Below are 16,860 nucleotides of genomic sequence, written 5' to 3'. Positions count from 1 at the left end.
GCGGGTGCTTCCCGCCGTCGGCCTCTTCCTGTTTGCTGCGTGGCTGGAAGGGCCCCTACCGCACGTGGTTGCCCAGCTCCCGGAGCGGGGTCTTGGCTGTCTCGCGGGCCCACCAGGCACCCGCCACGGCGAGGACCGAAGAACCTGCCACGATCCAGGCTGCCGGTCCCCAGTTGGCCTTGTCCGCTCCCACCAGGGCGGTGCCCAGCAGCGGGGTGAAACCGGCGCACAGGATTCCGATCTGGAGTCCGATCGCCATGCCCGAGTAGCGGACCTTCACGTTGAACAGCTCCGAGAACCAGGCCGGGTAGATGGCATTGGACATGGCGTAGGTTCCGGCCGTGATCAGCGTGCTGGTCAGGAAGATCATGGGGATGTTCCCGGTGGAGATCACCCAGAAGTAGACGAAGATCATGGCGCCGGAACCGAGCACGCCCCCGATGAAGATGGGACGCCGGCCAAGGCTGTCGGACCATCGTGCCATCAGGGGCTGGCTGCCGATCGCCAGGACGTTGCCGAGGATGCTCACCCAAAGCATGGTGGAGGCCGGGACGCCCACCGAAACCGCGTAGGCGAGGCCAAAGGACTGCATGAACGTGTTGGTGACGGTCTCGAAGGACATCAGCGCCACCTGGAAGAACTGGGCGGGGTGGGTCTGGAACATCTTGGCGAAGGGCAGCTTTACCAGTTCGCCGTGGTCATGCTTTTCCTCGAAAACCTCCGGCTCCTCCAGGGAGCGGCGCACCAGGTAGGCCACGATCAGGACTACGAGGGAGAGCCAGAAGGGGATCCGCCATCCCCAGGCAAGGCGGTCCGCCTCGCTCATGGCGGCAACAGGAAGGAAGGCCAGGGATGCCAGCACGATGCCGGCCGAGATGCCGCTCATGGCGAAGCTGGCGAAGAAACCGCGGCGGCCTTCAGGGGCTTCCTCGGTGGACAATGCCGAGGCGCCGGCCGTCTCGGCGCCGGCGGACAGGCCCTGCATCAGGCGAAGCACCACCAGCAGTGCCGGGGCCCAGTAGCCCGCCACGCTGAAGTCCGGCAGCGCGCCGATCAGGAACGTGGCGCTGCCCATCAGGACCAGGGTGAGAACGAGGGTGTTCTTGCGGCCGATCTTGTCACCCAGGTGGCCGAACACCACTGCGCCGAACGGCCTCGCGACGTAGGCGACACCGAACGTGGCGAAGGACGCGATAAGCGCCACGGTGGGGTCGCCCGCGGGGAAGAAGATCTTCGAGAAGACGAGGGAGGCGGCAGTGGCATAGATGAAGAAGTCGTAGTACTCCAGCGCGCCGCCGAGGAAGGCTGCCAACGCTGCCTTCTTTGCGCGCTTGAGACGGCGCTGCGCCTCGGGCGTCGCCTGGGCTCCTGTTGCGATGTTGGTCATTGTGGGGTTCCTTCCACGCTGAAGGTGGGAATCTTTTTCTAATTTGTACGCATAGCGAACAAGTGTGCGAAGTGCGCCTAAAAAGAGGATACTAGCCGGTGACGCCAATCACAACGCCAATCTCTGCGAAAGGTGGAGCCACGTATGGAACCGCGCGCTCACGCTTCCCGCCTGGTCCTGATCGGGTCAGCTGCTTCCCAGGCCATGTCCCCCGCGCTTTGGAATCCCGTCCTGGCCCGGCTGGGCAACGGCTGGAGGTATGAGGCATGGGATGTGCCACCGGATGGCGACCTGGCGCAGGTCCGCAGAGAGCTCTTGGACCCGGACCTGGTGGCGGCGAACGTGACCATGCCGCATAAGCACTGGGCGGCGGAAACCGCTGATGTTGCCGACGGGTCCGTGAGGCTGAGCGGTGCCTGCAACCTGCTGGTGCGGGCAGGCGAAAGGTTGGAGGCCCACAACACCGACATCACCGCTGCCCGCGAACTGCTGGGGACCGCCTACCAGCGCCACGCCCTCCTGCTCGGGGCCGGGGGAGCCGCCCGCGCAGCCCTCATTTCCATCCGGGAAAACGTGGGGACCGTGTCCATCACGGACCGCGATCCCCGCGCTTCCGCCGCACTGCTGGAACTTGCGTGCCAACTGGGCCTCGAGGCGCACGCCATCACATGGGAGCAAGCCCGCGATGCCGCCGCTGATGCCTCCCTGATCGTCAACGCCACGCCTATCGGAAAGAGCACCTCCGATCCGGCGGCCTGGGGTGGTGCTGCCCTGGCACCCGACGCTGTCCTGTACGACTTCGTATACGCCCGCCACACCACCGCCAGCGTGGCCTGCGCAGAGGCCATGGGCATTCGGTGCATCGATGGATGGGACCACCTTCGGGAACAGGCGGTGGCCATGGTGCCCCTCCTGGGACTGGACGGAGAAACAGGCGCGTTGTTGCAGGAAACCCTCGTCCGTCTTCGGGCTGCGCACTAGGGCGATGGCTCTTGGCCAGGCTTGCTCCCCGCCGGCGCCCGATATGATCGAACAGGTGTGAAAAGCCCGGCAATTCCGTGCCGTGCGCACGGTTTGGAAGGGAACAGGATAGTGGAGGAGCAGTCGGGCTACTTCGTTAAGTCGGTTGAGAAGGCTTTTGACGTCCTGCTTGCCTTTACCCCGGACCAGCCCCGGCTCACCGTCTCGCAGGTTGCAGCCCGGACGGACATGACCCGGGCTTCGGCCCGGCGCTTCCTGCTCACCCTCGCTGACCTTGGCTACCTCCGGGCTGTCGGGCCGGCCTTCGAGTTGACCGCGCGGTCCCTGGACGTGGGCAGGTCCTATCTTGCCGCGCTGACCTTGCCCAAGGTGGCCGAGCCGCACCTGAGGGACTTGGCGGCGGAGCTTAACGAGACAACGTCCCTGTGCATCCTCGACGGCGGCGACGTGGTCTACGTGGCCTGCGTTCCTTCTCCCCGCCTGCTGAGCGTTTCCATCACGGTGGGTACCCGCTTCCCGGCCTGGGCCACCTCCATGGGCCGCGTCCTCCTGGCCGGGCTGCCTGCGCCGCAGCTGGAGGAATACCTCCACTCGGTCCGGCTGCAACGCTTCACTGACCGCTCCATCGGCAGTGTGGAGGACCTGCGTGCCGAAGTGGAAGCGGCCAGGGCCAGGGGCTGGTGCATGGTTTCACAGGAGCTGGAGGAAGGCCTCCGGGGCGTGGCCGTCCCGGTCCGGCGCGGACATGAGGTTGTGGCCGCGGCCAACGTTTCGCTGCAAACGCACCGGGCCGCGGCGCAGGACATTGAAGCGGCCGTCCTGCCACAGCTGATGGAAGCCGCGCGCCGTATAGCGCTTGATTACGGCGGTCCCGCCGTTCGTGCCGTTCAATCCACGTAGCGCCTCAATCCACGTAGCGCAGTCCCGCGGCTTCGAGCGGCCCCCGCATGCTGTAAATGTCCAGTCCAAGTTCCCCGCTGGCAAAGCGCTCACGCTTGGCTTTTTCGTTGTCTTCCCGGGCCCGTGCTGCTGCCGCCACGTCGGCTGCCCTGGCGGCGGGCACCACCACCACCCCATCGACGTCGGCAATCACCACGTCGCCAGGCGTGACCAGGGCGTTGGCGCAGACTACCGGGACATTGACGGAGCCCAGGGTGGCCTTGACGGTGCCCCTGGAATTGATTGCGCGGCTGAAGACGGGAAAGTCCATGGCCTGGAGGGCGGCGACGTCCCGGCAGCCGCCGTCGATGACCAGCCCCGCTGCGCCCTGTGCCCGGAGTGATGTGGCCAGCAGTTCGCCGAAAAAGCCGTCTTCGCATTCCGTGGTGCAGCCGGCAACCACCACGTCTCCGGGCCGGACCTGCTCGGCGGCCACATGCAGCATCCAGTTGTCCCCGGGCTGCAGCAGGACGGTGATGGCAGTGCCGCACATTGCCGCGCCCGGGTACGCCGGCCGGATGTAGGGGCGCATCAGGCCCAGCCGGCCCATGGCCTCGTGGACGGTGCTGACGCCGAAGGCGGACAAGGCCTTGACGCTGTCTTCAGCCGCGCGGGTGATGTTGGTGTGGACAATACCGAGTTCCTGCATGGTGGTTCCCTTCCCAGGCGGGGTCAGCGTCCTTGAGTAGGGCGTCAAGGCCTGGATAGACGCTCCTGGCCGGGCCGGGGACGACGCCAAATTGACGAACAAACCGCACAAGCAAATTTTGTCAGCGATATAGCTAACAATCAACGGTGGGTATTTGGCACCTGCCCGCGGGAGCTGGAGTACGCTGAGTTCGGAAATTGTCAGCAAAATTGGCAACCGAAAGGGACAGGGAGAAGGTTGGCTGTGGACACCGTGAATAGAGCGGGCCGGACCCTTACCGCCGTTGAGCTTGCAGAGCTGCTGCGCACCGCTATTGTCAGCGGAGAGCTGGTGCCTAACCAGCGCCTCGTCGAAGGGGACCTGGCCGCCGAGTACGGGGCGAGCCGGGGAAACATCCGGGTTGCCCTCTCGGAGCTGAGCGTCGAAGGCCTCGTGGAGCGCGTCCAAAACCGGGGAGCGCGGGTGCGTGCGGTCTCGGTAGAGGAAGCGGTGGAGATCACCGAGGTGAGGGCCGCCCTGGAGGGCCTCTGTGCCCGTAAGGCTGCCGAACGGGCCACCGATGAGGACATCGCTGAGCTGCAGGACCTGGCCGCCCGTATGAAGGACGCCGTGGACCGGGGAGACCGTGAGTCCTACTCCGAAGGCAACCAGGCGATGCACGAAAAGATCATCGCCATGAGCGCGCAGCAGACGGCCGCAGCAACCATCCAGCGGCTCCGGGGACAGGCGGTCCGGTTCCAGTTCCGCCTTGCCCGCCAGCCTGGCCGCCCGGCCGTTTCCCTGCCGCAGCACCTGGCCATCATTGATGCCGTCTGTGCCCATGATCCGGACGCGGCGGCAGAAGCCATGCGGCTCCATCTCGAAAGCGTGGCGGACGCCATCCGCGCCAGCAACAAGTAAGGGCAGTCCTTCAGCCAGGCGACCGCCCGGGCATGGCGGTGGCGGGCTGACAGGCGAATTGTTACCACCTACCCTCCAGCCCCCACTCCCGCCGCAGCGCAGGGCGTTCTAGACTCATGCCAACTGCGTGCAGCAGAGCGGCTGCACTGCTCGTCAGTAAGAGGAGTCGGCGGGTGAGACTGGGGATTCCGCGGGAACGCCGGGAGGGCGAGCGGCGTGTGGCCGCCACCCCGGATACCGTCAGGCAACTGGCTGGGATGGGGCTTGAGGTCCTGGTTGAAGCGGGGGCCGGGGACGGTGCCGGGCACGCAGACCCCGCCTACCAAAACGCCGGGGCCGCCATCGTTCCGCAACTGGACTTGGCCGCCCTCGACATCCTGGCCCACGTCCGTCCCCTTGACGCGAACGCCGCTGCGCAGCTCAAAAGGGGAGCCGTCACGGTGGGGCTCGCCTCGCCGTCGTCCGAACTGCCGGCAGTGCAGGCGCTCGCGGACAGCGGCGTCACCTCCTTCGCCCTGGAACTGGTGCCGCGTATTTCCCGGGCCCAGTCCATGGACGCGCTCACCTCGCAGGCGCTGGTGGCCGGGTACCGCTGCGTCCTTGAGGCCGCCATCAGGCTGCCCCGGTTCTTCCCGCTGTACATGACCGCCGCCGGAACCATCCCGCCCGCCCGCGTCCTGGTGCTCGGCGCCGGCGTGGCCGGGCTGCAGGCCATCGGCACCGCCAAGCGCCTGGGCGCCCGCGTCTTCGCCAACGACATCCGCCCCGCCTCCGCCGACGAGGTAGCGTCCATGGGCGGCACCTTCATCCGTCTGGACCTGGAAACGGCCGAGGCGGCAGGCGGCTATGCCCGGCAGTTGAGCTCCGACGCCGGCACCCGGCAGCGGCAGCTGCTGGCGCCCCACGTGGCGCAATCGGACGTTCTGATCACGACGGCGGCAGTTCCCGGACGCCCCGCGCCCCTCTTGGTGACCCGCGAGATGGTGCAGGGCATGCGCCCGGGATCGGTCGTCGTCGACCTCGCCGCCGAGTCGGGCGGCAATGTGGAGGGCTCCGTACCTGGTCAGGAAATCCCCATTCCCACCGCCGACGGAACAGGACTCATCACCCTGGTGGGGCTGAAGGACGCCGCCTCCGCGATGGCCTCCGACGCCTCCCGCCTCTACGCCAAGAACGTAGCCAACCTGCTGGCGCTGCTGGTCCACGACGGCGCGCTGATGCTGGATTTCGACGACGAAGTGGTGGCAGGTGCCTGCCTCACCCACGCCGGGGAGGTGCGGCACCAACCCACTGCGGAGTTGCTGAAGGCACGTGCTTCAACAGCCGGCACCGCCGCAGCCCGGCAGGAAGGAGGGCTCTGATGGACGCGATTGCCCTGCTGACCATCACGGTGCTGGCGGTGTTCGTCGGCTTCGAAGTGGTGTCCAAGGTTTCCAGCACCCTGCACACGCCCCTGATGTCCGGCGCCAACGCCATCCACGGCATCATCCTGGTGGGTGCCATCATCGTGGCCGGCCAGGCAACCGACCCGTGGGTGCTCGCGGTGGCGCTGCTCGCCGTCGTCCTTGCCACTGCCAACCTGGTGGGCGGCTTCGTGGTGACGGACCGGATGCTGCACATGTTCCACGCCAAAAAGGACGCGGTGCAACCCAAGGCGGGCAGCAAATGAGCCTCCTCGATCCGGTCTGGACCTCCGTCCTTTACCTCATTGCGGCGGTCTGCTTCATCTTGGCGCTGCGGGGGCTGAGCTCACCGCGCACGGCCCGCCGTGGAAACCTGGTGGGCGCACTCGGGGCACTGATCGCCGTTGTCACCGTCTTCCTGTCCGCCCGGCTGGAGAACGTCCCCTGGATCCTGGCCGCCATCGCCGTTGGCTCCGCCGTGGCCGCACCGGTGGCCCGCCGCGTGAAGATGACTCAGATGCCGCAGCTCGTGGCGCTGTTCAATGGTGTGGGCGGCGGCGCCGCCGCCCTGGTGGCCCTCCTGGAACTGGCGCACGCGGAGGATCCGTGGGTGCGGGTGGCCATCGTGTTCACGCTCCTGGTGGGCGCGGTGTCCTTTGCCGGCTCGGGCGTCACGTTCGCCAAGCTGCAGGAACTCATGACCACCCGGCCGGTGGTGTTCCCGGGCCTGCCGGTGGTGATGGGCGTGGTCCTGCTCGCCGCGGTGGCCGCCGCGGTTGCCGTGGTCCTCACCGCGGCGCTGCCCCTTGCGGTCCTGCTGCTGGTCCTGGGCCTTGCCGCCGGTGTGCTGCTGGTGCTGCCGGTAGGCGGCGCCGACGTGCCCATTGTCATCTCGCTGCTGAACGCCTTCACCGGTCTGGCCGTCGCCGCCTCCGGCCTGGTGCTGGGCAACGTCCTGCTGGTGGTGGCCGGCACCCTGGTGGGCGCCTCGGGCACCATCCTCACCCGTGCCATGGCGGCGGCCATGGGCCGCAGCGTGGCAGGTATTCTGTTCGGCGCCTTCAGGGGAGGTTCGACGGCGGGATCCACCGCCGTGAGCGGGCGTCCGGTCCGCTCGTCCTCGCCGGAGGACGTGGCGGTTCTGTTGGGGTACGCCCAGCGGGTGATCATCGTCCCCGGCTACGGCCTGGCGGTGGCCCAGGGCCAGCACACGGCCGCCGAACTGGCCCAGGCCCTGGAAGCGCGGGGGATTGAAGTGGATTTCGCCATCCATCCGGTGGCCGGCCGCATGCCCGGGCACATGAACGTTCTTCTGGCCGAGGCCAACGTGCCGTACGAGTCGCTCAAGGAGATGGGCGACATCAACCCGGAGTTCAAGACCACGGACGTGGTATTGGTGGTGGGTGCCAACGATGTGGTGAACCCGGCCGCCAAGACCTCCTCAGGCTCACCGATCTACGGGATGCCCATCCTGGAAGTGGCGGAGGCGCGGCAGGTGGTGTTCCTGAAGAGGTCCATGCGTCCGGGTTTCGCCGGCATCGAAAACGATCTGCTGTATGAGCCGCAGACGTCGCTGCTGTTCGGGGACGCCAAGGACTCGCTGGCACAGGTGCTGGGCGCGGTTAAGGCCCTGTAGGCGCGGAACATGCCCCGCGCCGGGTTACCCTTCTTTGAGAAGCCTGCTTTACATTCCGCCATCTGAGGACGTCATGACTGAGACCAGCTCCACCCCTTCGCCCAAACGAGCCGCCGTCGTCATTAATCCGGCCAAGACGGTGGACATTGACGTGCGCGAGCTGATGGCCAAGCACTGCGAGGAGAACGGCTGGGGCGAAACCCTCTGGTTCGAGACAACGGAGGAGGACCCCGGCGTCGGTCAGGCGAAGGAAGCCCTGGCCCAGGGCGCGGACCTCATCATTGCGGCAGGCGGCGACGGAACAGTCCGCTGCGTGGCGGAGGTCCTTGCCGGCGGCGACGTCCCCATGGGCCTGCTGCCGCTGGGCACCGGGAACCTGCTGGCCCGCAACCTGGGCATCGACGTGACCGACTACGACGGCGCCCTGTCCGGGGCGCTGGTGGGCACCGAGCGGAAAATCGACGTGGTCCGCGCCCGCCGGAACGACCCCGACGAGGAGCAGCTGTTCCTGGTCATGGCCGGCCTGGGCTACGACGCCACCATCATGGCGGACACCAACCAGGAACTGAAGCACAAGGTGGGCTGGCTGGCCTACGTGGACGCCGGGATCCGCAACCTTCCCGGGAAACCGGTCAAGGCAACCGTTGCGATCGACGGCAAACGGGTTGTCCACCGCGGCGTGCGCAGCGTGATGGTGGGCAACTGCGGCAAGGTCCAGGGCGGGCTGGAGATCTTCCCCGACGCCAAGATCGACGACGGCCTGCTGGACATCGCCGTCCTGGCGCCGCACCACGGCAAGCTGGGCTGGCTCTCCGTGCTCGCCGGCATCATCGGCAAGGGCAAGAACAAGGACACCGCCGTGGAGTACTTCCAGGGCAAGAGCGTGGAGATCACGCTGGAGCACAAGGACGACTACCAGCTGGACGGCGACCACGAGGGCCAGGGCAAGCACGTGCTCATGACCATGGAGCCCGGTGCCCTGACCCTGCGGATGTAACCTTCCTGCCGATGTAGGGGCGGTCAGCCCAGCAGCCGCCCCCAGCGCCGCTCCAGCAGCGGTGCGCCGGCCAGTTTCAGGGCGTGCCACAGCGTGACCGCCACGGAGTCCAGCACCGGGACCCCGGTGGTTTCCTCGATCTCTGCAGTGATGTTGGCTCCGTAAAGGTTGGTGCACAGGTAGACCAGGGCATCCGGGGCCGCGGCGGCGAGTTCCCGGGAGCCGGGCCGCATCTCGTCGTCGGTCACCCGGGCAAAGGACTCGTTGTCGCTCAGGCCCAGCGCCCGGTGGTCCACGGTCTTGATGCCTTCACGCTCGTAGGATGCGATGACCTGGTGGTTCACGTCTTCCGTGTACGGCGTGAACAGGCCGATCCGTTCCGTCCCGAAGGCCCGGAACGCCTCGAGGTAAGCCAGCGTGGAGGTGGTCGCCGGGACCCCGGTGGCGGCGGTGATTTCACCGGCCAGCTCCTGGTCGTGGCCCGAACCGAGCCAGGAACCTGACGTGCCGTTCCAGGCAATCACGTCCACGTCCGCCGTCGCCAGCAGCTGCGACGCCTGGCGCATGACGGCGGGGTCGAACTGCCGGTCCGAGGAATCGTCCAGGGCGATGCGGGTCACCGGGATCCGGGTGAAGTGCACCGTGACGTCGGTGCGGCTGCCCAGGATGCGGTACGTCTGGGGTTCCAGGCAGGTGTTGGAGGACGGCACGATCATGCCGATCCTGTGCGGGCGGGTGGTTGCAGGCATGGTGGCTCCTAGAGCGCGGGGGCGGGAAGTTGGGCGGCGTCGGCGGCGGCTGACTGGTGCTGGCGGAAGCCGTTGCGGTGGATGAAGCGGCCTGCGGCGCCGGGATCGTGGAAGCCGTCCGCGTCCAGCACCACGCGTCCGTTGGAAACCACGACGGCGGGCCAGCCGGTCAGTGCCTTCCCGTCGAAGGGTGAGAAATCGGTGCCCATGTGCAGGGCTGCGCCGTCCACCGTGCGTTCCTCTGCGGGATCGAAGACCACCAGGTCGGCGTCGAACCCTTCGGCGATGCGGCCCTTGCCGGGAACGGCGTTGATCCGTGCAGGTTCGGCGGCGAAGGCGTTGACGAATTGTTCAACGGTGGCCCCCGCGGAGGTCATCGCGGTGAAGGTGACCGGCATCCGCGTCTCCACCCCGGGCAGTCCGTGCGGCATGGCGCGCACGTCATCGGTCCGCTCGCGCTTCTGGGACAGGTCGTAGCAGGAATGGTCCGAGGACATGGTGTGGATGGCACCGGACACCAGCCGCTCCTTGAGGGCAGCCACCGTTTCCGCGCTGCGCATGGGCGGGCAGCAGGCGAACCACTCCGGGAAGGTGGAGGCATAGACGGAGTCGTCCAGGGTGACGTAGTGCGGGCAGGTTTCGGAGTAGGCCTCAAGCCCGTGGTCCCGTGCCTGCGAGACCAGGTCCACCGCTCCGGGCGTGGACTGGTGCACGAAGTACACCGGCGCTCCCGTGTATTCGGCCATGGCCAGGGTCTCCTTCACGGAGATCTCCTCGGCCAGCTCGGGCCGGGTCCGGTGCAGGTGTTCGATGCCGATCCGGCCGTCCTGGGCGTGCTGTTCGGTGCAGTCGGCAATGATGGGGTCGTGTTCGGCGTGGATGTAGGCCAGGCCGTCCAGCCGCACCATTTCCCGCATGACCTTGACGATGGTGTCGCCGTCGGCCATGGTGGTGCCCCGGTTGGTGGTGTACATCTTCACTGAGCGGACGCCCTCGGCGGCCAGCTGCTCCAGCTGCCATGGCACCGTTTCGTCCCAGCTGATCACGGCGCCGTGCAGGGCCACGTCGCAGCGGGACTGGGTGGCGAGTTCCTTTTTGTGCAGGACGGCGGCCAGGGGGGTTTCCTGGGCGTCCCGCGGAATTCCGAAGTCGATGATGGTGGTGGTTCCGCCCCACAGGGCGGCTGTGGAGGTGGTGCGGTAGTCGTCCAGGGTGCGGAAGCGTCCGGTCACCTGGGCCACGTGGCAGTGTCCGTCCACGCCGCCGGGGATCACGAGTTTGCCCGTGGCGTCGACGGTGCGGTCCGCCGCGGGCACCGGCTGGGCGGCGTCGACGAGTTCGGCAATCTTTCCTTGGTGCACCACGATGTGGGCGTCCTGGCGGCCGTAGCTGTTCACCACGGTGGCGTTGGCAATGACGAGGTCTGGCTGGTGGGACATCGGTGTCCTCCTGGGTTGGTGAAGTCGGGGTTAGGCGGCGGGCTGCGGGGTGCCGGCGTGCTCTTGGCGGGCGGCGAGGGCCGCGTCCAGGTTGCCGGACAGGCCTTTGCGGTCCTTGGCCGGGGGTGGGGCGAAGGCGCCGGCGCGGTGGCTTCCGGACTGCAGGGCAGCCACGGCCTCCGCCATGCGGATGCCGGCGGAAATGCCGTCAACCACGGGCACGGGAATCTGTCCCTTGAGTTCGCGGGCCAGGCCTGCCAGCGGGGCGCCGGCAAGGATGACGACGTCGGCACCATCCTCCGCCACGGCCTGCCGGCTCAGTGCCAGCAGGGTTTCCCGGAAGTCCTGCTGGACGGAGGCGATGCTGGTCAGGGAGTCGTTGATGGAACGGATGGAGGCCAGCCGGCCGGCCAGGCCGAACTGCTCCACGCATTCCCGGTACCAGGGTTTGATCCGGTCCGAGATGGCGATGATGGAGAAGCGGTGGCCCTGCAGGGCTGCCGCGCACAGGGCGGCCTCGGTGATGCCGATGACGGGAACGTCAGCCAGTTCCTTGAGGGCCGGCATGCCGGGATCGCCGAACGCTGCGACCACCACGGCGTCCACCGGGTCTGCTCCGGGGCGGGTGTGTTCGGCGATGATTTCCGCCACGGCGCCGGCGGCGACGAGGGATTCGAAGCGGGTTTCGATGTACTCCACGCCGTGGCCGGCCGTCCGGACCAGCAGGTCGGTGCCGGGGGAGGCGGACCGCAGCGCTTCGGATTCGATCAGTGCGGTGACATCGGCACTGATGTTGGGGTTGATGACCAGGAGTTTCATTTTCTCTTCCGGTGGAATTCTGGTTCGGTTTTTTGGAAGTCCTCAGGGAACTGGTCCCGGTACTTGCCAATGTGGGAAGCGGACTGGGCGGCTGCCCTGTCCGGGTCGCCGCTGGCGATGGCGGCGTAGAGTTCGCGGTGTTCGCGGATGAGTTCGGGCAGGTCGCTGACGTGCCGGAACAGCCAGTGCATCCGCCCCTGGAGGGGTTCCAGGGCGGACTTGAGGAAGTTGTTGTCCGCGATGCGCGTGATGGCGTCGTGGAATTCGCTGTTGGAACGGTGTGCCTCCATCACCGACCCCTTGGCCAGGAAGGCCTCTGCGTTGTCCAGCAGGCCCTTGAGGTAGTCGAGGTGCTCCCTGGTGGCCCGCTTGGCGGCGAGCCGACAGGCCAGCACCTCCAGGGACTGGCGGACGTCGAAAAGGTCCTCGACGTCCTTGGGGCTGAGGCTGCTCACTTCGGCCCCGCGGGCCCCGCGGTCGCTGATCAGGCCTTCCTGGCGGAGCATGCGCAGGGCCTCGCGGACCGGCAGCCGGGATACGGAGAACTCGGCGGCCAGGTCGCGTTCCACCAGCCGCGTGCCGGGAGCGTAGTGTCCTTCGAAAATCCGGGTGCGGAGGGTGTCCCGGACGGTTTCGCGGAGGGGGCGGTCCTTGTCCTGGGTCTCTTCTGCGGTCAGCATGGTGCTCCATTTCGGATTCTCGTACGGCACTGCTCCCGGCTCGCGGGGGCGTCAATTGCAAGTTTCCCTGCGAGGGTCAGCTTAGACAGGAAGCCGCTTGTTGTAGTTCAGAGTGAGGACGGAGGCGCCCATGATCACCGCGGAACCCACAAAGTACAGCAGCGCCCAGGTGTAGGAGCCGGTGGCACCCACGATGAGGCCGACGACGATTGGGGTGACGAAGCCAGAGATGTTGCCACTGAGGTTCATCGCTCCGCCCAGGACGCCGGCGTTGGTGCGGCCGCCCAGGATGGAGGGGATGCTCCAAAACAGGCCCACCCAGCGCAGGAAGAACAGGACCACGGAGAGCAGGACCACGGCGGTGGTGGCGTCGGGGACCACGGTCACGCCCACCAGGCCCGCCACGACGATGGCGCTGGAGATGCCGAGGAGGGTCCGCATCACCAGGTTGGCGGAGGCGCCGGATGCGCGCCACTTGTCGGCGACGGTGCCGCCGATGATCTCGCCGACGAAGCCGGCACCGAAGATCACCAGCGTGGACCAGCCGATGGTCTTCAGGTCGAAGCCCTTGGCCTGGGCCAGGTACAGCGGGCCCCAGGTCAGCAAGCCGTAGAACACGCCGTTGAAGCCGAGCCAGCCCAGGCACATGGCCCAGAAGGAGCGGAATTTGAGGTAGGGAAGCAGGCCGCGCTTGCCCTTGCTGCCGTCCATGGCTGCTTCGGCGTCCTCGGCGGCGTGCGACGCTTCGATGTAGGAGGCCTCGGCCTCATTGACGCCGCGGTGCTGGCGGGGGTTGTCCCGGACGTACCACCAGACGGCCAGGCCCATGAGGACGGTGGCGGCGCCGGCGATGACGAAGGCCCAGCGCCAGCTGCCCGTGGAGGCGATGAGGCCGGCAATGATGATGCCGCCCAGGCCGGCTCCCAGGGGAGCGCCGGCGTCCAGGATGGTGGCGCCGCGGCCGCGTTCGGACTTGTGCATCCAGATGGCATTGAGCTTGCCGCCGGCGGGCATCACACCTGCCTCTGTTACGCCGATGCCGAGCCGGGCGATGAACATGCTGAGGAAGCCGCCCGCCATGCCGGAGGCCGCTGTGGCAGCACCCCAGCCGATGCAGGAAGCCGTCATAACCTTGCGGGGACCGAACTTGTCGATCAGCCAGCCCACCGGCACCTGCATGAGGGCGTAGGTCCAGAAGAAGGCGGAAAGGAGCAGGCCCACCAGTTCGGGAGGCAGGTTGAATTCCTTTTGGATGATGGGCAGGGCGACGGAGATGGAACCGCGGTCGATGTAATTGACGGAGACCAGGACCAGGAGCAGCAGGAAGAGCTTCCAGCGGACGGCAGTGCGTCGTTGCGTGCCGTCCTTTTCGGGTTTGTCGGCGGTGCCGGGAGCGGCCTCAAGGGATGTGGCCGTTGTTTCAGTGTTTGGGATGGACACAGCTTCTCCTTCACGGGGAAGTTTACGGATGGGGGATGCGAACGGTGCGGTACGTGCCCGTTGGGCCGTTGCCGGTGGAGAGGGTCCGCCGGACGATCCGGAGCGCCGAGCGGAAGCTTTTCATTTTTGGGATCCCAATTTGGGATCCCAAAAACAAAGGTAGGAGTGACACGCGCCACTGTCAAGGGTTTTGCGCGCGCATGCCGCGTGACCGCCTTCCCAACCGATTGTGACCGGCGGCGGGCGGGTAGGGGCAAGGAATGAACACACCCATGCTGGAACGGGCCAAGAAGAACTGGAACAAGCTGGGCGCCGGGCTGTACGCGGGTGTCCTGGGTATTGTCGTCCTCGCCGTCAGCGGCGCGGCGGGCCTCCTGTTCCATCTGCCCTGGCTGTTTCCCAGCCTCGGCCCCACGGTGATGCTGTTCTTCGAGTCTCCCGAACAGAAGGCTTCCAGGCCGGTCAACACCCTGGTGGGGCATGGGGTGGGGCTGTTGGCCGGGGCACTCTGCCTGTATGCCCTGGGCCTGCAGGACCAGCCGTCCGCTACGGTGGGCGGACTGACCCCGCTGCACGTCCTCAGTGGCGTGCTCTCGGTGGGGCTCACCACCCTGGTGCTGACCTGGCTGGGCCTGCCCCACCCGCCCGCCGGGGCAACCACCCTCATCGTCAGCCTCGGCATCCTGTCCGCTCCGGTCCAGCTGGCGTCCATGGCAGGGGCCATCATCCTGATCACGGTGGTGGGGTGGGGGCTCAACGTTCTGTTGGGGACGCGGCCGGCCGATAAGACGTAATCTCGGCCAGTTCGGCCAGCCGGTGGGCCCGAGCCGACTCCGCCGGCGTGAACGGTTCGCCTGGCCGGGAAAAGGTGACGGGCCCGTGCCATGCCGTGGGGATCTTAAGGTGCGTCCCGTCGTCGGGCCCTTTGCTGCCGGCGTCCGACGGTGGCAGGATCCTTGCGTGCAGCAGCTCGGCCACCGCCAGGGGCAGTTCGTCGGGGGCGGCAGCGATGCGCGCCGCGAGGCTTAACGCCTTGGTCTGTCCGTCCGCCATGGCCAGCGCGGTGGTGGGCCAGACGTGCGGACTGCCGCCGCCGCCGTCGTGCAGCGCATCCAAAAGCTCCCGTTCGCCCACGTGGCCCGGCACCGAGAGGACAAACTCGTCCAGGACGCCGCCCGGGACCGGGTGGACGTGGATGCTGAGGATATTGCTGTCCAGCCGTGCCAGCGCCCGCGTGATCCGCTGCAGTGCGCCGGGCCGGTCCCGCAGCAGCGTCCGCGCCCGCCAGAGCGACGGGGCCGCCACCAGTTGCCGGCGGTGCCGCAGGGCCGGCGCATGCAGCCAGCGGAGCAGGATCCTGGCAGCTGACGGCTCGGCCACCCAGATCACCAGGACCGTGGCAGTGAGGGCCAGCACCAGCACCTTGGCTACATAAGGTAGATGGGCTTCCACCACCAGGGCGTGGACCAGCAGCTCGATGGGCAGCATCACGGCCACGTTCGCCACGGTCAGCCTGGCTTTGGGCGGTTCCGGCATCTGGCCGCAGACCTCGCAGCGCAGTTCTTTGGTGGACGGGTGGGGCGGGGTGTGCTTCATGGCTCCAGCATTGCCTCGCGTTGTTTCCCCCGCATTGCCTTCCGATTCCATTCAGGGGAACGCAGCGGGCACCGGGAGGGGGCCGGGCCTTAGGATTTATGAGGAACGTCAGCGCGGCCGCCCGTCAGGATCCACCCCAAGGAAGGCGCTGCCCGTGAAGATGTTTGCCGAGATGTTCACCATCGGACCCGGCAACAAGGACCACCACCCGGCGCTGCGGTGTGCCGTGGGCGTCTTCGTTCCCCTCATCACGCTGGTGCTGCTGGGCCGGCTGGACCTGGCAATCTTCGCGTCCTTCGGCGCCTTCACCGGAATCTACGGCCGCGGCGAACCGCATGCCGTGCGCTTCGTGCTGCAGCTGCGTGCCGGGCTGCTGATGCTGCTGGTGATCTTCCTGGCGGCGCTCGCGGCCCGCATGGGTCCTGCCTGGGGCCTGGATGCCGCCACCCACACCTGGCTCCTGGTCCTGGCCACCACGCTGGTGGCAGGCGCCTGTTCCGTCGCCATCTCCTGGCTGCGGCTGCGCCCGGCGGGATCGCTCTTCCACATCTTCGCGTTCGCCGCCATTGCGTCCATTCCGAACCAGCCGCCCCTGTGGCAGGGCATGCTGGTTGCCGTCCTCACCACGCTGTTCGCCCTGCTTGTCGGCTTCTCGTCCCGGATCCTTCCCAGCCACCGCACCCCGTGGACCAGGCCTCCGCGGATCCGTCGCACGCCCGCGGAGAAGCGCGCGGCGTGGCTTGAAGGGTCCGGCTACCTGGTGGCCGCAGGCCTCGCCGGCACGCTGGCCACCTGGGCCGGGTCCCGCCTGGGATTCGGGCATAACTACTGGGCCATGGTGGCCGCCGTTGTCCCCCTGGTGGGCCACACCACCCAGCACCGCGTGCGCCGCGGCATCCAAAGGATCATCGGCACTGTCCTGGGCCTGCTGGTCCTGGCGGCGATCCTGCTGGTGGGCCTGCAGCCCTGGCAGACGGTGCTCGTCATGGCGCTGTGCCAGTTCGGCGCCGAGATGTTCATCCTCCGCCAGTACCTCCTGGCCCAGGTGTTCGTCACCCCCCTGGCGCTGATCTCCACGCTCCTGGTGGTTCCCGCCTCGCCTGCTTACCTCCTGCGCGACCGCATCGTCGAGACCGTCATTGGTGCCGCCGTCGGCATAGCGGTGGTGCTGGCACCTGCCGTATGGCGCCGTGTGCGGCGCAGGCAGGGACGGGTTGCGACGGCGGCCTGACCGCCTTTTCCGCC

17 protein-coding genes are annotated in these 16,860 nt (G+C 67.6%); 9 read left to right on the top strand and 8 right to left on the bottom strand.

Annotated features, from left to right (window positions below):
* Positions 1 to 55: 55 nt before the first annotated feature.
* Positions 56 to 1,387, bottom strand: coding sequence for an MFS transporter (locus LFT49_RS20635; protein ID WP_236800296.1), 1,332 nt, complete (start codon positions 1,385 to 1,387; stop codon positions 56 to 58).
* A 144-nt stretch (positions 1,388 to 1,531) separates the two neighbouring features.
* Here LFT49_RS20635 and LFT49_RS20630 point away from each other — a divergent pair, with 144 nt between their 5' ends.
* Together LFT49_RS20630 and LFT49_RS20625 are read left to right on the top strand one after the other, a co-directional pair.
* A complete protein-coding gene (locus LFT49_RS20630; RefSeq protein ID WP_237429262.1) occupies positions 1,532 to 2,368 on the top strand; it encodes a shikimate dehydrogenase family protein in 837 nt (278 codons plus the stop codon).
* Positions 2,369 to 2,479: 111 nt separating this feature from the next.
* Positions 2,480 to 3,268: an IclR family transcriptional regulator domain-containing protein gene (locus LFT49_RS20625; protein ID WP_237429261.1), complete on the top strand. Its 789-nt coding sequence runs from the start codon at positions 2,480 to 2,482 to the stop codon at positions 3,266 to 3,268.
* Positions 3,269 to 3,272: 4 nt separating this feature from the next.
* On the opposite strand, the gene ligK is transcribed toward LFT49_RS20625, so the two are convergent.
* Entirely contained in the window at positions 3,273 to 3,956 is a 684-nt protein-coding gene (gene ligK / locus LFT49_RS20620) for a 4-carboxy-4-hydroxy-2-oxoadipate aldolase/oxaloacetate decarboxylase (RefSeq protein WP_236820841.1), read from the bottom strand.
* A gap of 243 nt (positions 3,957 to 4,199) precedes the next feature.
* On the opposite strand from ligK, the gene LFT49_RS20615 reads away from it, so the two are divergent.
* The 5 genes from LFT49_RS20615 (at position 4,200) to LFT49_RS20595 (ending at position 8,892) form a co-directional block, all read left to right on the top strand.
* Positions 4,200 to 4,856: a GntR family transcriptional regulator gene (locus LFT49_RS20615; protein WP_237429260.1), complete on the top strand. Its 657-nt coding sequence runs from the start codon at positions 4,200 to 4,202 to the stop codon at positions 4,854 to 4,856.
* Between the two features lie 173 nt (positions 4,857 to 5,029).
* Positions 5,030 to 6,217 carry a Re/Si-specific NAD(P)(+) transhydrogenase subunit alpha gene (locus LFT49_RS20610; protein WP_237429259.1) on the top strand — a complete coding sequence of 396 codons (1,188 nt, stop codon included), beginning with the start codon at positions 5,030 to 5,032 and terminating at the stop codon, positions 6,215 to 6,217.
* Complete coding sequence (locus LFT49_RS20605; protein WP_237429258.1) at positions 6,217 to 6,525, top strand: NAD(P) transhydrogenase subunit alpha; 309 nt, start codon at positions 6,217 to 6,219, stop codon at positions 6,523 to 6,525. The genes LFT49_RS20610 and LFT49_RS20605 overlap by 1 nt, the downstream gene beginning before the upstream one ends.
* Positions 6,522 to 7,895: an NAD(P)(+) transhydrogenase (Re/Si-specific) subunit beta gene (locus tag LFT49_RS20600; protein WP_237429257.1), complete on the top strand. Its 1,374-nt coding sequence runs from the start codon at positions 6,522 to 6,524 to the stop codon at positions 7,893 to 7,895. Before LFT49_RS20605 ends, LFT49_RS20600 begins: the two co-directional genes overlap by 4 nt.
* Before the next feature lie 73 nt (positions 7,896 to 7,968).
* Positions 7,969 to 8,892, top strand: coding sequence for a diacylglycerol/lipid kinase family protein (locus LFT49_RS20595; protein WP_236800288.1), 924 nt, complete (start codon positions 7,969 to 7,971; stop codon positions 8,890 to 8,892).
* A gap of 23 nt (positions 8,893 to 8,915) precedes the next feature.
* Here the strand turns inward: LFT49_RS20595 and LFT49_RS20590 are convergent, their stop codons facing one another.
* The 5 genes from LFT49_RS20590 to LFT49_RS20570 form a co-directional block, all read right to left on the bottom strand.
* The gene (locus LFT49_RS20590; RefSeq protein ID WP_236800287.1) at positions 8,916 to 9,641 is read right to left on the bottom strand and encodes a maleate cis-trans isomerase family protein; all 726 of its coding nucleotides are present in this window, start codon (positions 9,639 to 9,641) and stop codon (positions 8,916 to 8,918) included.
* 8 nt (positions 9,642 to 9,649) lie between these two features.
* Positions 9,650 to 11,080: an amidohydrolase family protein gene (locus tag LFT49_RS20585; RefSeq protein ID WP_237429256.1), complete on the bottom strand. Its 1,431-nt coding sequence runs from the start codon at positions 11,078 to 11,080 to the stop codon at positions 9,650 to 9,652.
* A gap of 30 nt (positions 11,081 to 11,110) precedes the next feature.
* The gene (locus LFT49_RS20580) at positions 11,111 to 11,899 is read right to left on the bottom strand and encodes an aspartate/glutamate racemase family protein (RefSeq protein ID WP_236800285.1); all 789 of its coding nucleotides are present in this window, start codon (positions 11,897 to 11,899) and stop codon (positions 11,111 to 11,113) included.
* Positions 11,896 to 12,579 carry a GntR family transcriptional regulator gene (locus LFT49_RS20575; RefSeq protein ID WP_236800284.1) on the bottom strand — a complete coding sequence of 228 codons (684 nt, stop codon included), beginning with the start codon at positions 12,577 to 12,579 and terminating at the stop codon, positions 11,896 to 11,898. Before LFT49_RS20575 ends, LFT49_RS20580 begins: the two co-directional genes overlap by 4 nt.
* Positions 12,580 to 12,660: 81 nt before the next feature.
* Entirely contained in the window at positions 12,661 to 14,019 is a 1,359-nt protein-coding gene (locus tag LFT49_RS20570; RefSeq protein WP_236820834.1) for an MFS transporter, read from the bottom strand.
* Positions 14,020 to 14,279: 260 nt separating this feature from the next.
* Here LFT49_RS20570 and LFT49_RS20565 point away from each other — a divergent pair, with 260 nt between their 5' ends.
* Positions 14,280 to 14,813 (top strand): HPP family protein, encoded by a 534-nt coding sequence (locus tag LFT49_RS20565; RefSeq protein WP_236800282.1) that lies wholly within the window; start codon positions 14,280 to 14,282, stop codon positions 14,811 to 14,813.
* Here LFT49_RS20565 and LFT49_RS20560 read toward each other — a convergent pair.
* The gene (locus LFT49_RS20560) at positions 14,773 to 15,615 is read right to left on the bottom strand and encodes an ACT domain-containing protein (protein WP_237429255.1); all 843 of its coding nucleotides are present in this window, start codon (positions 15,613 to 15,615) and stop codon (positions 14,773 to 14,775) included. The two genes, LFT49_RS20565 and LFT49_RS20560, sit on opposite strands and share 41 nt — an antisense overlap.
* A gap of 154 nt (positions 15,616 to 15,769) precedes the next feature.
* Between LFT49_RS20560 and LFT49_RS20555 the strand changes: the two genes are divergently transcribed.
* A complete protein-coding gene (locus LFT49_RS20555; protein WP_237429254.1) occupies positions 15,770 to 16,846 on the top strand; it encodes an FUSC family protein in 1,077 nt (358 codons plus the stop codon).
* The last annotated feature ends 14 nt before the right edge of the window (positions 16,847 to 16,860 follow it).

It is taken from the genome of Arthrobacter sp. FW306-06-A (assembly GCF_021870055.1).
Taxonomy (GTDB): domain Bacteria; phylum Actinomycetota; class Actinomycetes; order Actinomycetales; family Micrococcaceae; genus Arthrobacter.
Note: the sequence above shows the minus strand (reverse complement) of the source record. Positions and strands in the feature narration are given on the sequence as shown.

Bases quoted from the DNA above. Each gene is read 5' to 3' on its own strand.
- LFT49_RS20635 (WP_236800296.1), bottom strand. From the start codon at position 1,387: ATGACCAACATCGCAACAGGAGCCCAGGCGACGCCCGAGGCGCAGCGC.
- LFT49_RS20630 (WP_237429262.1), top strand. From the start codon at position 1,532: ATGGAACCGCGCGCTCACGCTTCCCGCCTGGTCCTGATCGGGTCAGCT.
- ligK (WP_236820841.1), bottom strand. From the start codon at position 3,956: ATGCAGGAACTCGGTATTGTCCACACCAACATCACCCGCGCGGCTGAA.
- LFT49_RS20605 (WP_237429258.1), top strand. From the start codon at position 6,217: ATGGACGCGATTGCCCTGCTGACCATCACGGTGCTGGCGGTGTTCGTC.
- LFT49_RS20600 (WP_237429257.1), top strand. From the start codon at position 6,522: ATGAGCCTCCTCGATCCGGTCTGGACCTCCGTCCTTTACCTCATTGCG.
- LFT49_RS20595 (WP_236800288.1), top strand. From the start codon at position 7,969: ATGACTGAGACCAGCTCCACCCCTTCGCCCAAACGAGCCGCCGTCGTC.
- LFT49_RS20590 (WP_236800287.1), bottom strand. From the start codon at position 9,641: ATGCCTGCAACCACCCGCCCGCACAGGATCGGCATGATCGTGCCGTCC.
- LFT49_RS20585 (WP_237429256.1), bottom strand. From the start codon at position 11,080: ATGTCCCACCAGCCAGACCTCGTCATTGCCAACGCCACCGTGGTGAAC.
- LFT49_RS20580 (WP_236800285.1), bottom strand. From the start codon at position 11,899: ATGAAACTCCTGGTCATCAACCCCAACATCAGTGCCGATGTCACCGCA.
- LFT49_RS20575 (WP_236800284.1), bottom strand. From the start codon at position 12,579: ATGCTGACCGCAGAAGAGACCCAGGACAAGGACCGCCCCCTCCGCGAA.
- LFT49_RS20565 (WP_236800282.1), top strand. From the start codon at position 14,280: ATGAACACACCCATGCTGGAACGGGCCAAGAAGAACTGGAACAAGCTG.
- LFT49_RS20560 (WP_237429255.1), bottom strand. From the start codon at position 15,615: ATGAAGCACACCCCGCCCCACCCGTCCACCAAAGAACTGCGCTGCGAG.